A 14,169-nucleotide genomic window follows, 5' to 3' on the forward strand; every position below is an offset into this window, starting at 1 on the left:
TAGCAAGGAATCTGCCGAATGCATTTTCGCGCAATAACCCGTATTGTCGGGCTGCTAGTCATCATTTTTTCATTTACCATGGTTATACCAGGTATTGTGGCGCTAATTTATCGCGATGGCGCAGGGCGAGCCTTTAGCCAGACTTTTGTGACTGCGTTATTGATTGGTCTTTTTTTATGGCTACCTACGCGTAATAGCCGTCATGAACTTAAGGCAAAAGAAGGTTTTCTTATTGTCGTATTATTTTGGACTGTTCTGGGGAGTGTTGGGGCATTACCTTTTATCTTTTCAGAGAGACCAAACCTTTCCGTTACTGATGCTTTTTTTGAATCATTTTCGGGGTTAACCACTACTGGCGCAACAACGCTAACAGGGCTCGACTCGTTACCTAAAGCAATATTATTCTATCGGCAAATGCTTCAATGGCTTGGCGGTATGGGGATCATTGTACTCGCCGTTGCAATCTTGCCTCTACTGGGTGTTGGGGGGATGCAGTTATATCGAGCGGAAATGCCGGGGCCTTTGAAAGACAATAAAATGCGCCCACGTATTGCAGAAACTGCAAAGACGTTATGGCTTATTTATGTATTGCTAACGATTGCTTGTGCTGTTGCTTTGTGGGTAGCTGGTATGGATGTTTTTGATGCTATATCCCATAGTTTCTCAACAATTGCTATTGGTGGTTTTTCTACACATGATGCAAGTGTAGGTTATTTTAATAGCCCTGCGATTAACACCATCATTGGGGTATTTCTGCTCATCTCTGGCTGTAATTTTGGTTTACACTTCGCTGTATTAACTGGGCGTAGCCTTGGCATTTATTGGCGTGACCCTGAATTTAGAATGTTTATTAGCTTCCAGTTTGTTCTAGTCGTGATCTGTACTTTAGTTTTAATGTATCACTCAGTTTATGGTAGCTTTGGGCAAACGCTCGATCAGGCATTTTTCCAAGTTGTATCAATGGCGACAACTGCTGGTTTTACAACAGATAGCTTTTCGGGGTGGCCACTTTTTTTACCGATGCTTTTATTATGTGCGGCATTTGTTGGTGGGTGTGCAGGGTCAACTGGGGGCGGGCTAAAAGTTATTCGCATTTTGTTACTCTTCTTGCAAGGTTCTCGGGAACTAAAACGTCTGGTTCATCCAAATGCGGTATACACGATTAAGTTAGGCCAAAGAGCGCTCCCTGAAAGAATTATAGAAGCGGTATGGGGGTTTTTCTCCGCATATGCTTTGGTTTTTATTGTCAGCTTATTACTTTTGATAGCAACGGGCGTTGATGAGTTTTCTGCTTTCTCTGCTATAGCCACCACATTAAATAACTTAGGCCCGGGTCTAGGAACAGTTGCTGACAACTTTACCTCTATGAATCCAACTGGGAAATGGATATTAGTTGTGACTATGTTATTTGGGCGTTTGGAGGTCTTTACTTTATTGGTACTGCTGACACCGACTTTCTGGCGTGAGTAATTGAGTACAACCTAATATAGAAATGATAATAATCTAGGAACGATGATGAGCTATTTACTTTTACATTCCAGTACGGATGGGCAAACAAAAAAAATTATTTTAAAGATGGCTGAGCAGCTACGGACATTAGGTCGAGAGTGTGATATTCGTGATTTAAACACTGAGCAAAGCTTAAATTTGGCGGCTTATGACAAAGTATTGGTGGGGGCATCGATTCGTTATGGTCATTTTAATAAAAAGCTACTTCGTTTTGCGACTACTCACCAAAACCAATTGAATTCAATGAACACAGCCTTCTTTGCTGTAAATCTTACAGCAAGAAAAGAAGGGAAAGACACAGTAGAAACAAACGCATACACACGTAAGTTTTTAGAAGCTAGCCCTTGGAAGCCAACATTAAAGTCTGTTTTTGCTGGAGCCCTCTTTTATCCACGTTATAAATGGTTCGATAGAACTATGATCCGCCTAATAATGAAAATGACAGATGGTCCGACTGACCCAAATACTGAAATTGAATACACTAATTGGGAGAACGTTACCCAATTTGCTAGTGAGTTTGATAAACTGTAGGTCTTTTTATCAACAAAATGCAGCAGGTTTGCACGATTTGTTTAATAAATCAGCGCTTGAAAAGAAATATTAAAAAAACACTTGCTAGATTTTCTGGGCTCCCTATAATGCGCATCCGTTGTCACGATAAACCGGCTCGAAGAAAACCTCGAAGCCTTGTGATAACAGAGGTGAGAAAGAAAAAGTTGAAAATAAACGCTTGACTTTCTAAATAAAAAACGTAATATACGTCACCTCGCGACAACGACCTAAGTTAATAAAAACTGAGTCGAATTTCCAAAAGAAATGTCGCAACGCTCTTTAACAATTTATCAGACAATCTGTGTGGGCACTCACAGGACACTATCAAAAAAAATATTTGATTTTAAGTCTTGAAGAGTGACTAACACGTTAATTCATATATATATGAACTAATAGGTAATCTGGTTTCTTCGGAAATCAGGCGACAGTAAACATTCTTTGAGCATCAAGCTACTTTTAATTGAAGAGTTTGATCATGGCTCAGATTGAACGCTGGCGGCAGGCCTAACACATGCAAGTCGAGCGGTAACAGGGGAAGCTTGCTTCTCGCTGACGAGCGGCGGACGGGTGAGTAATGTATGGGGATCTGCCCGATAGAGGGGGATAACCACTGGAAACGGTGGCTAATACCGCATAATCTCTTAGGAGCAAAGCAGGGGAACTTCGGTCCTTGCGCTATCGGATGAACCCATATGGGATTAGCTAGTAGGTGAGGTAATGGCTCACCTAGGCGACGATCCCTAGCTGGTCTGAGAGGATGATCAGCCACACTGGGACTGAGACACGGCCCAGACTCCTACGGGAGGCAGCAGTGGGGAATATTGCACAATGGGCGCAAGCCTGATGCAGCCATGCCGCGTGTATGAAGAAGGCCTTAGGGTTGTAAAGTACTTTCAGTCGGGAGGAAGGCGTTGATGCTAATATCATCAACGATTGACGTTACCGACAGAAGAAGCACCGGCTAACTCCGTGCCAGCAGCCGCGGTAATACGGAGGGTGCAAGCGTTAATCGGAATTACTGGGCGTAAAGCGCACGCAGGCGGTTGATTAAGTTAGATGTGAAATCCCCGGGCTTAACCTGGGAATGGCATCTAAGACTGGTCAGCTAGAGTCTTGTAGAGGGGGGTAGAATTCCATGTGTAGCGGTGAAATGCGTAGAGATGTGGAGGAATACCGGTGGCGAAGGCGGCCCCCTGGACAAAGACTGACGCTCAGGTGCGAAAGCGTGGGGAGCAAACAGGATTAGATACCCTGGTAGTCCACGCTGTAAACGATGTCGATTTGAAGGTTGTTCCCTTGAGGAGTGGCTTTCGGAGCTAACGCGTTAAATCGACCGCCTGGGGAGTACGGCCGCAAGGTTAAAACTCAAATGAATTGACGGGGGCCCGCACAAGCGGTGGAGCATGTGGTTTAATTCGATGCAACGCGAAGAACCTTACCTACTCTTGACATCCAGAGAACTTAGCAGAGATGCTTTGGTGCCTTCGGGAACTCTGAGACAGGTGCTGCATGGCTGTCGTCAGCTCGTGTTGTGAAATGTTGGGTTAAGTCCCGCAACGAGCGCAACCCTTATCCTTTGTTGCCAGCGATTCGGTCGGGAACTCAAAGGAGACTGCCGGTGATAAACCGGAGGAAGGTGGGGATGACGTCAAGTCATCATGGCCCTTACGAGTAGGGCTACACACGTGCTACAATGGCGTATACAAAGAGAAGCGACCTCGCGAGAGCAAGCGGAACTCATAAAGTACGTCGTAGTCCGGATTGGAGTCTGCAACTCGACTCCATGAAGTCGGAATCGCTAGTAATCGTAGATCAGAATGCTACGGTGAATACGTTCCCGGGCCTTGTACACACCGCCCGTCACACCATGGGAGTGGGTTGCAAAAGAAGTAGGTAGCTTAACCTTCGGGAGGGCGCTTACCACTTTGTGATTCATGACTGGGGTGAAGTCGTAACAAGGTAACCGTAGGGGAACCTGCGGTTGGATCACCTCCTTACCATTGAAGTGTTTTTGTGAAGTGCTCACACAGATTGTCTGATAGAAAGTAGAGCAATGGCTTTACGTGGGAGGCTTTTTGCGCTGATGTAGCATTTTAACACAGTCGCTCCATTCCAATGAGGAATGTCGCCTTACACGAAACTAGCAAATCGATGATTTGCTAAACAAGTTTCGTGTCCCCTTCGTCTAGAGGCCTAGGACACCGCCCTTTCACGGCGGTAACAGGGGTTCGAATCCCCTAGGGGACGCCAATTGCGCCGATATCGAGTGAAAGACGATGTCCCCAATAATGATTAAGCCAATTACGTTGTAGTTGGTTTAACAATTATGCTCTTTAACAATCTGGAACAAGCTGAAAATTGAAAACAACGCACATTGTTTATCGCTTAAACAATGTGAGAGTCTCTCAAAAATCTCAACTTGAATAGTGTACTTTGAGCTATCGAGTCGACGAGCGAAATGAGTTCAAGGCAGCCCGCGCACAGCAAGCGCAGCGTACTTAATGTACGTGAGCATTGCGAGCACGGACTAACGCCGAAATCATGAAGCACAGTCACTCGTTGTCAGAAGACACCTTCGGGTTGTGAGGTTAAGCGACTAAGCGTACACGGTGGATGCCTAGGCAATCAGAGGCGATGAAGGACGTGCTAATCTGCGATAAGCGTCGGTAAGGTGATATGAACCGTTATACCCGACGATTTCCGAATGGGGAAACCCAGTGCAATCCGTTGCACTATCGTTTGATGAATACATAGTCAAACGAAGCGAACCGGGGGAACTGAAACATCTCAGTACCCCGAGGAAAAGAAATCAACCGAGATTCCCCTAGTAGCGGCGAGCGAACGGGGAGCAGCCCAGAGTCTTAATCAGCATTAGTATCAGGAGAACGGTCTGGAAAGTCCGGCAGTAAAGGGTGATAGCCCCGTATCTGAAGATGCTAGTGTTGTGAACTCGACGAGTAGGGCGGGACACGTGTTATCCTGTCTGAATATGGGGGGACCATCCTCCAAGGCTAAATACTCCTGATTGACCGATAGTGAACCAGTACCGTGAGGGAAAGGCGAAAAGAACCCCGGCGAGGGGAGTGAAATAGAACCTGAAACCGTGTACGTACAAGCAGTGGGAGCCTTGATTTATCAGGGTGACTGCGTACCTTTTGTATAATGGGTCAGCGACTTATATTCTGTAGCAAGGTTAACCGTATAGGGGAGCCGTAGGGAAACCGAGTCTTAACTGGGCGAATGAGTTGCAGGGTATAGACCCGAAACCCGGTGATCTAGCCATGGGCAGGTTGAAGGTTGGGTAACACTAACTGGAGGACCGAACCGACTAATGTTGAAAAATTAGCGGATGACTTGTGGCTGGGGGAAAGGCCAATCAAACCGGGAGATAGCTGGTTCTCCCCGAAAGCTATTTAGGTAGCGCCTCGTGAACTCATCTTCGGGGGTAGAGCACTGTTTCGACTAGGGGGTCATCCCGACTTACCAACTCGATGCAAACTACGAATACCGAAGAATGTTATCACGGGAGACACACGGCGGGTGCTAACGTTCGTCGTGAAGAGGGAAACAACCCAGACCGCCAGCTAAGGTCCCAAAGTCATAGTTAAGTGGGAAACGAAGTGGGAAGGCTCAGACAGCCAGGATGTTGGCTTAGAAGCAGCCATCATTTAAAGAAAGCGTAATAGCTCACTGGTCGAGTCGGCCTGCGCGGAAGATGTAACGGGGCTAAACTATGCACCGAAGCTGCGGCAGCGATATGTAAATATTGTTGGGTAGGGGAGCGTTCTGTAAGCCTGTGAAGGTGTACTGTGAGGTATGCTGGAGGTATCAGAAGTGCGAATGCTGACATAAGTAACGATAATGCGGGTGAAAAACCCGCACGCCGGAAGACCAAGGGTTCCTGTCCAACGTTAATCGGGGCAGGGTGAGTCGACCCCTAAGGCGAGGCAGAAATGCGTAGTCGATGGGAAACGGGTTAATATTCCCGTACTGGTGATAATTGCGATGGGGGGACGGAGAAGGCTAGGCTGGCCGGGCGACGGTTGTCCCGGTTTAAGGATGTAGGCAGGTGAATTAGGCAAATCCGGTTCACTACATGCTGAGGTCTGATGACGAGTCACTACGGTGGCGAAGTAGCTCATGCCCCGCTTCCAGGAAAAGCCTCTAAGCTCTAGATTATCATTAATCGTACCCCAAACCGACACAGGTGGTCAGGTAGAGAATACTCAGGCGCTTGAGAGAACTCGGGTGAAGGAACTAGGCAAAATGGTGCCGTAACTTCGGGAGAAGGCACGCTGGCGCTAGGTGAAGTGGTTTACCCATGGAGCTGAAGCCAGTCGCAGATACCAGCTGGCTGCAACTGTTTATTAAAAACACAGCACTGTGCAAACACGAAAGTGGACGTATACGGTGTGACGCCTGCCCGGTGCTGGAAGGTTAATTGATGGGGTTATCCGTAAGGAGAAGCTCTTGATCGAAGCCCCAGTAAACGGCGGCCGTAACTATAACGGTCCTAAGGTAGCGAAATTCCTTGTCGGGTAAGTTCCGACCTGCACGAATGGCGTAATGATGGCCAGGCTGTCTCCACCCGAGACTCAGTGAAATTGAACTCGCTGTGAAGATGCAGTGTACCCGCGGCAAGACGGAAAGACCCCGTGAACCTTTACTATAGCTTGACACTGAACATTGAGCCTTGATGTGTAGGATAGGTGGGAGGCTTTGAAGTGTGGACGCCAGTCTGCATGGAGCCAACCTTGAAATACCACCCTTTAATGTTTGATGTTCTAACGTTGCCCCGTTATCCGGGGTGCGGACAGTGTCTGGTGGGTAGTTTGACTGGGGCGGTCTCCTCCCAAAGAGTAACGGAGGAGCACGAAGGTTGGCTAAGCATGGTCGGACATCATGCGGTTAGTGCAAAGGCATAAGCCAGCTTGACTGCGAGAGTGACGGCTCGAGCAGGTACGAAAGTAGGTCTTAGTGATCCGGTGGTTCTGAATGGAAGGGCCATCGCTCAACGGATAAAAGGTACTCCGGGGATAACAGGCTGATACCGCCCAAGAGTTCATATCGACGGCGGTGTTTGGCACCTCGATGTCGGCTCATCACATCCTGGGGCTGAAGTAGGTCCCAAGGGTACGGCTGTTCGCCGTTTAAAGTGGTACGCGAGCTGGGTTTAGAACGTCGTGAGACAGTTCGGTCCCTATCTGCCGTGGGCGTTGGAAGATTGAAAGGGGCTGCTCCTAGTACGAGAGGACCGGAGTGGACGCACCACTGGTGTTCGGGTTGTCATGCCAATGGCATTGCCCGGTAGCTAAGTGCGGAAGAGATAACCGCTGAAAGCATCTAAGCGGGAAACTTGCCTTGAGATGAGTCTTCCCTGACCCTTTAAGGGTCCTAAAGGAACGTTTAAGACTAAGACGTTGATAGGTTGGGTGTGTAAGCATAGCGATATGTTGAGCTAACCAATACTAATGAACCGTGAGGCTTAACCTGACAACACCGAAGGTGTTTTAGAGATTGAGAGATGACGTTGATTCAATAAGCGTGAGAAGCCGAGAGGCGAGGGACATGGCAGCTTGTTCAAGATTGCAGTTCTGGTTTAGTGACGAAATGCGCTAAACGGGAACGAACCGAATTTGTCTGGCGGCAATAGCGCGGTGGTCCCACCTGACCCCATGCCGAACTCAGCAGTGAAACGCCGTAGCGCCGATGGTAGTGTGGGGTCTCCCCATGTGAGAGTAGGGAACTGCCAGACATTAAATTAGTGAGAAAGCCACCCAATGGGTGGCTTTTTTGCGTTTGGTGGTTAGGTGATGAGGCGTGGCAGTGTGGAGCGAAGAGTGAGGTGTTCAGTCTCAGGGCGACTCTGATTGTGAGGGCTCTGCCTAGGGTAATGAGGCATTGAGACCACTGCATATTTTATTATCCTGTAGGCTAACTTCTAACTTCTAACTGCTAACTGCTAACTACTAACTGCTTATGTCTAGCTTCTAAATTAACAGTCTGATTAGCAGAGGACTAGGTTAACCCCTCATTAGTACAGAGATATTCTTTTCCTGCCCATCTCGTTTTCAGCAATTAAGTCACTTCGGTGAAAGGGATGATGACACGAGTGGAGGTTCTCTTTGTTGACTCGGCTCGTGACTTCTCGTGATTAATCATTAGCTTAGTGAATGTGCTTTGTATTTATGGCACTTATTGTCATCGAGGACCAATAATCCACTCAGTAACTTACGAGTACGTCTACTTCATTTTTTATCATTTTAGCCCTTATCGTAGTTCCTTTTCTCATCTAAAATCACCCTCAGTATTTATGCTACACCTTGTTGTTGCTAGTCAATAATTCACTTAGCAACTAACTTGTGTGATCACCTTGCTTATTGTGCTCGTGCTTTTTATTCGGTTTCTTATCATCGTATTGGTTATGGTCATGCATAAGCCCTTATTACTGGCTTTGGCAAAATGACATCTATATAGAAAATACAGATAAATGGCAGATATGGTTCGAAATGATGGGCTAATTAGTAGTCAGCTCAGTAATTAATTTTTTTGTATCTTAGGCGAAATTGATAGTGGCTAACAGGTGCTCATTTTGTTTACTTAGCCCGTTACTTCTTATGATTGAAAACAGAAAAAATAGAAAGCGGTAAGCTAATCAAAAATTAGCTTAATAATTAATCACTATAATTATGATAATTTTTAAGCTTAGCTAAATAATAACCAACTTAGAAATTAATTTTTATTATTAAATTATTATTGCGCTAGTTTTTATTGTATCCCTTATCATTCAAATATATAGATGCCCATAAATCATATTTTACGATGTATTAAAATATAAAATTGATTGATTGATTTAAAACGAATGGTCTGGCATTACTTATTGTCCTCTATATTTAATAAAATTTGCTATTAAACATAATAAAACTATACCATTATAATTATTATTCTTCCCTAATTAATAATGTTTGATAGTTAAAGTTTAAAAATGATGAGTTTTAGTTTTTACTATAAATAAGTAAAAAGACAGTTGTAAATTGTTTATTTTTTCTTTTTTTAGAGAGGGTATATGGTTTTGCTGAATGGAAAAAACTTAAAACTTCATGATATAGAATTAATTATGAATGGTGAAGATATTGCTGTGGATTATATGGTAGTGGAAAAATTAGAAGAAAGCCATAACCTATTAATATTAGAGGCCGAGAAAGGAGTAAGGATATATGGTCTAACAGTAGGTGTTGGCTTAAATAAAGATACGGAATATATAAAATTAAATGGTAGGTTTACTGAAGAGCTAATTGAAAAATCAACGATATTTAATAAAAAACTAATACGTGCACATTCTGTGGGTATAGGTAAGCCAATAGATAGCTGTTTAATTAGAGGGATCATGGGAATTCACATTAACATGTTACTTAATGGTTATAGTGGAATTCAACCTAGAATAATTAATAGCTATGTCGAATTACTTAACAGAGATATCATTCCTTTTATCCCAAGCATGGGTTCTATTGGTGAGGGGGATATCACTATATTGAGTCATATAGGGCTTACATTATTAGGTGAGGGAGAGGTAATTTACCAAGGTAAAACAATGTCTTCTTCAAAGGCACTTCAACTTGCGGGCATTACCCCCATAGAACCTTGGGCAAAAGATTCACTCTCTTTATTATGTTCAAACGCTTATTCTGTTGCTATAGCAGCTGCTGCGTTATTAAAAACAGCACATTACATAAATATAAGTGAGTTATTGTATTGTTTAAATCTTCAAGCCTTAAATGGTAATCTCTCACCTTTAAATCAGCAGGTTTTGGATGCTTGTGCATACCCTGAAGTTATTGCAATGGGAGAAAAACTTAGAAGCCTATTAGTTGGTTCTTCGTTGGAATGTTACGACGATGAACGTCATTTACAAGACCCTCTAAGCTATCGTTGTGGGGTATATCGGCTAGCAGAGTTGCGTTTAAGCTATGAACAAGCTAAAGAACAGCTCCTCATTCAAGTAAATGGATCAAATGATAATCCATGCGTGCTCACTAAACATGTAAATAATAATTTGGCTGAAAATGATTGTCATCAGGCAGTGCTTCCAAGTGGAAATTTTGAAACACTACCTTGGGTTTTATCTATCGAAAAATTAAGTTTAGCGATTGCTCATAATGCACTAGCAAGTGTACAGCAGATAGTAAAACTTAATGACCCTTATTTTACACAGCTAACTCGGTTTTTAGGTAATAGAACTGCATTTCATGCACTTGGTGCCATTGAAAAGCCCGCAGTTACTTTAGCAATGAGAATTAAATATCTAGCAATGCCAGCTTCATTAGATTACTTCTCTGTCGCAGGTGGTGTTGAGGATACTGCGACGAATGCACAGTTTGTTGCTGAAAAATTAAAAAATCAATTAATGTATGGATATGAATTAATTTCGATTGTGTTTTTATGTGTGGTACAAGCAATTAATTTAAGAAAAGAGAAAGATCCCTCTTATTTATTATCTTCAAAAACAGATAGTATTTATCATATGATAAGTGAATGTATTGATTTAAATGGTGAAGATAAATCACTTTCAAAAGAATTAACATTGATACATGATTATATCTTAAATTATGAAATATAATCATCGGGCAGTTAATTAAGCTAAATTGAAATTTAATGACGGGTATTTAGTCAGTATTTTTTTAAACCAAGGAGTAAAAATCTCCGGTTGTTGATTAACTTCATAAATAAGTTTAGAAATACTAACCCAACGGATGGATGCGACTTCTTCAATATTGGGATAGATCACTTTATTATAGTGGCCAACATATAGGTGGTCATATTCATGTTCTATTAATCCTCCACTCACTTCAGCATGGTAAGTGAATGAACCAACATGAGTTAAAGGCGTGATGAACCCTAATTCTTCATTAAGTCGTCGTTGTGCGGCTTGTAGGGTATCTTCATGTGGTTTTGGATGACTACAGCATGAATTAGCCCATTGGCCAGCAGAGTGATACTTATGAAGCGCTCTTTGCTGGATAAGCAATTCATTTTGGTCATTAAAAATGAAAATAGAGAAGGCGCGATGTAAGCGACCGAGTTGATGTGCGAGTAATTTAGGCATTACACCTATTGGTTCATCATTTTCATTAACTAAAATTAACTGATCTTCCATTTTTATTATTTCCATTAAAAACTATACGTATAGTTTATTATAACTAAAAATAAAAGTTTGCAAATTAGAGCTATTTATCTCTTATTTTAGTTTAATTCTTAGTCTTATTTTTTTAACTCGCAGCTATTTTATTATTTATATAGCTGCGATAGGGCTGTAGTGAGGATTATTTTTGTTGTAATACCCAAACAGCAGCTTCAACCCTAGATTTTAAGTTTAATTTTTTAAGCAAATGTTTAACGTGAACTTTTACTGTACTTTCTGCAATATCTAGTTTGCGAGCTATCATTTTATTGGACAACCCTTGTGAAATGAGTTCTAAGATGTCCGCTTCTCTTGGTGTTAAGGATGCAATATGGTTTTCATCTTGTGTTGTATTGTCCCTTAATGATTCAGCAAGTACTGAAGCTAGTGTTGGGCTGACAACTAATTTTCCACTGGCAGCCTCTTTAAGAGCCACAATAAGCTCTTCTGGTTCCATATCTTTAAGTAGATAACCATCAGCCCCTCTTTTTAACGCGTTGACTAGGTCATCACTATAGTTAGAGACGGTAAAAAGGATAATTCTTCCAGAAAGTTCCCTTTTTCTTAGTTCATCTAGAGTTTCAAAGCCATTCATACCCGGCATATTCAGATCGAGAAGAATTAAATCAGGGTCTTGTTCTGCTGCGATTTGGATACCTGTTTTCCCATCTCCTGCCTCTCCGATGACTTGTAATGAAGGTTCTAAACTAATCAGTTGTTTGACCCCATTTCTTAGCATCGGATGATCATCAATAAGTAGGATGGTTGATTTTTCATTCATTATATTTGTATTCTCCATAGATGATTTTTCCGGTGTTTTAAGCGTCAGGTAAAGGGAAAGTCACTTTAACTTGAGTTCCCCCTTGCTCTCTAGAAATAATAGAACACTCACCCTTAAGACTCAGTGCCCTTTCCCTCATAATAATTAGCCCATAATGGTTAAGTTTATCAGCATTAGATGAGATTCCAGTGCCATCATCAGTAATAGTAATGCTAGCGATACCCGCATGTTGACTTAATGATACTTCAGCCCGCTTAGCATTTGCATGTTTTAGGATATTACTAAGGGCTTCTCGGATTATTTGTATAATATGGATTGATTGGTGTGGCGAAATACTTTTCGCTGGTAGGTTATAATTTAATCCTATTGAATAGCCCATTCGTTCACTGAATTCGCTGATTGTACTCTCTAGAGAGGGTAAGAGCCCAGGCTCAGTTAATTTAAGCCTAAAGGTGGTTAATAACTCTCTTAACTGACTATACGCGGTATTAATCTCACTGCGCATTTCAGTTAACAACTGTTGAGGCCTTTCTGGTAATGGTTCAGGTTGCAATTGCAAATAGCTAATTTGCATTTTTAAGCAGGATAATGATTGAGCTATAGAGTCATGAAGCTCACGAGCAATGGCTGAGCGCTCATCCATTATCAATAGCTGTTGTTGTTGCTCTATTTGATGCTCCATTGCTAACATGCCTGAAATTTGCTTGGCCAATACAGAAACTAGATTGCTTTGTTCATCTGAAAGGACTTCTGTATCTTCAATTTCACCGATGATGACACCATATCGGTGCATGTTGTCAGACAAATCCCACTGCATAGTTATTGCTTTTTTTATTATCGGGGAGGGTTGTTTTGTAAAATGATTATCTAATTCAGATAGCCCTATTGAATCACAACATATTTCATGAAAATAGGCATCATTACTTTCTTCGTATAACCGTAAGCTGAGATTTTTTAATAGGGTAATATTTTTGAGCTCAATCAGCACTTTTTGTAAGCGTGAATACAGAGGCTCCGAAGAATGTAAGATTTGGTTTGATTGATATAAATAAGATAAAACGCGATTTTTTGTCATCAGGTCCGCTGTTTTTTCTGCAACCCTTTCCTCTAATTGATGGTAACTTTGAGCCAACTCATCGGACATTTGGTTAAGTGTTTCACCCAAAGCGTTTAACTCATCTTGTTGGTGATTTTTAGGGTAGCGCTGACTAAAATCTTTTTGGCCAATAGCAGTCACCATTGACAATAATTTTACCCATGGGTAATAAATTTTCCGTCTTAGGTGCCACATTGTTCCCATTAATAACAAAAAAACTAAGCTAATAAAAACGAGCTGGGTCATTGCGACATAAGCAATTTTTCTTTCTGTTTTTTCATCAATATTATGGACTAGTTCATCAAGCTTATTAACGAATGATATTACTTCGTATCTTGCATCATTTGGTGACTCAGCAGCCATTAGCGCTGGTTTCAGTGTATGTAGCCAATAATTATGAAGTTCATTAAATTGGGGGGTTAAATTTTCGACTTTTACTACTTGTGTTAGTTCTGGGCTTACTAAATCATTTTCTAATATGCCTAGATAACGTTGATTTTGAGTATTTAATGGTACTAAGGAAAGTAACCTGTAGCTTTGCATTCTTAAGGAGCCTGATTTATTTATTGCATGGGCATTGCCTTGGACGCTAATAATCATACGATTTGAAATCGTCATTCCAATAATCCCCAAGATCGCAATAAGTAGCATCAGGCCGATTACTTGGTTAATAATTGAAAAGCGACGATACAGAGTCGGCATTTTTCCTTCCTCAAAAATAAAGCTCATAGTAAATTAAAAAGCTTAAACACCTAGTATTGTTCATAAAGAGCATAATATTAAATATACTACTTTGGTGGTATATTTTTTCGGTGGTGTGAGCGCTAAAGCAAAAAATTAAGCTTTAATATATATACTGATGATTTCAACTAATTGATATTTAATGGTTAATCTATTTTTTTGTTATATTCTAAAATACACATCTACGTATTATAACGTAAATTAAAGATGAATTTCTTTTGATTTAGATCAGTTTGCTTATGTTTGTAACTCGATATGCAATTAAATTTATAGCGAAAAAATAAAAATGGTAAACAATGGAGAGAAAGATAG

At 41.8% G+C, this 14,169-nt stretch carries 6 protein-coding genes, 1 tRNA gene and 3 rRNA genes; 7 read left to right on the forward strand and 3 right to left on the reverse strand.

Features of this window, described 5'->3' with window-relative positions; genetic code table 11:
* Positions 1 to 18: 18 nt before the first annotated feature.
* The 7 genes from trkH to P3L56_RS03010 all read left to right on the forward strand — a co-directional run bounded on the left by trkH (position 19) and on the right by P3L56_RS03010 (position 10,678).
* Entirely contained in the window at positions 19 to 1,470 is a 1,452-nt protein-coding gene (gene trkH, locus P3L56_RS02980; protein WP_042848814.1) for a Trk system potassium transporter TrkH, read from the forward strand.
* Positions 1,471 to 1,515: 45 nt separating this feature from the next.
* Positions 1,516 to 2,040 (forward strand): menaquinone-dependent protoporphyrinogen IX dehydrogenase, encoded by a 525-nt coding sequence (gene hemG / locus P3L56_RS02985; protein ID WP_210831392.1) that lies wholly within the window; start codon positions 1,516 to 1,518, stop codon positions 2,038 to 2,040.
* A 478-nt stretch (positions 2,041 to 2,518) separates the two neighbouring features.
* A 16S ribosomal RNA gene (locus P3L56_RS02990) occupies positions 2,519 to 4,058 on the forward strand.
* A 177-nt stretch (positions 4,059 to 4,235) separates the two neighbouring features.
* Positions 4,236 to 4,311 (forward strand) — tRNA-Glu (locus P3L56_RS02995).
* A 336-nt stretch (positions 4,312 to 4,647) separates the two neighbouring features.
* Positions 4,648 to 7,554, forward strand: a 23S ribosomal RNA gene (locus P3L56_RS03000).
* Positions 7,555 to 7,700: 146 nt separating this feature from the next.
* Positions 7,701 to 7,816 (forward strand): 5S ribosomal RNA (gene rrf, locus P3L56_RS03005).
* The 16S, 23S and 5S rRNA genes sit together here with 1 tRNA gene alongside, the layout of an rRNA operon.
* Before the next feature lie 1,311 nt (positions 7,817 to 9,127).
* Positions 9,128 to 10,678 carry an aromatic amino acid ammonia-lyase gene (locus tag P3L56_RS03010; RefSeq protein WP_272686261.1) on the forward strand — a complete coding sequence of 517 codons (1,551 nt, stop codon included), beginning with the start codon at positions 9,128 to 9,130 and terminating at the stop codon, positions 10,676 to 10,678.
* A gap of 15 nt (positions 10,679 to 10,693) precedes the next feature.
* Here the strand turns inward: P3L56_RS03010 and idi are convergent, their stop codons facing one another.
* From idi to narX, 3 genes are all read right to left on the reverse strand, one after another.
* Positions 10,694 to 11,215, reverse strand: a complete 522-nt coding sequence (gene idi / locus P3L56_RS03015; RefSeq protein ID WP_198861128.1) for an isopentenyl-diphosphate Delta-isomerase — start codon at positions 11,213 to 11,215, stop codon at positions 10,694 to 10,696.
* Positions 11,216 to 11,381: 166 nt separating this feature from the next.
* Positions 11,382 to 12,038: a two-component system response regulator NarL gene (gene narL, locus P3L56_RS03020; protein WP_042849091.1), complete on the reverse strand. Its 657-nt coding sequence runs from the start codon at positions 12,036 to 12,038 to the stop codon at positions 11,382 to 11,384.
* Between the two features lie 19 nt (positions 12,039 to 12,057).
* Positions 12,058 to 13,818, reverse strand: a complete 1,761-nt coding sequence (gene narX, locus P3L56_RS03025) for a nitrate/nitrite two-component system sensor histidine kinase NarX (protein WP_210831920.1) — start codon at positions 13,816 to 13,818, stop codon at positions 12,058 to 12,060.
* Positions 13,819 to 14,169: the final 351 nt, after the last annotated feature.

This window comes from Providencia sp. PROV024, from assembly GCF_032709665.1.
Lineage (GTDB): Bacteria > Pseudomonadota > Gammaproteobacteria > Enterobacterales > Enterobacteriaceae > Providencia > Providencia huashanensis.

What these genes read in the sequence shown, in the direction of transcription:
- trkH (WP_042848814.1), top strand. Translation starts at nt 19, where the DNA reads ATGCATTTTCGCGCAATAACCCGTATTGTCGGGCTGCTAGTCATCATT.
- hemG (WP_210831392.1), top strand. Translation starts at nt 1,516, where the DNA reads ATGAGCTATTTACTTTTACATTCCAGTACGGATGGGCAAACAAAAAAA.
- P3L56_RS03010 (WP_272686261.1), top strand. Translation starts at nt 9,128, where the DNA reads ATGGTTTTGCTGAATGGAAAAAACTTAAAACTTCATGATATAGAATTA.
- idi (WP_198861128.1), bottom strand. Translation starts at nt 11,215, where the DNA reads ATGGAAGATCAGTTAATTTTAGTTAATGAAAATGATGAACCAATAGGT.
- narL (WP_042849091.1), bottom strand. Translation starts at nt 12,038, where the DNA reads ATGGAGAATACAAATATAATGAATGAAAAATCAACCATCCTACTTATT.
- narX (WP_210831920.1), bottom strand. Translation starts at nt 13,818, where the DNA reads ATGCCGACTCTGTATCGTCGCTTTTCAATTATTAACCAAGTAATCGGC.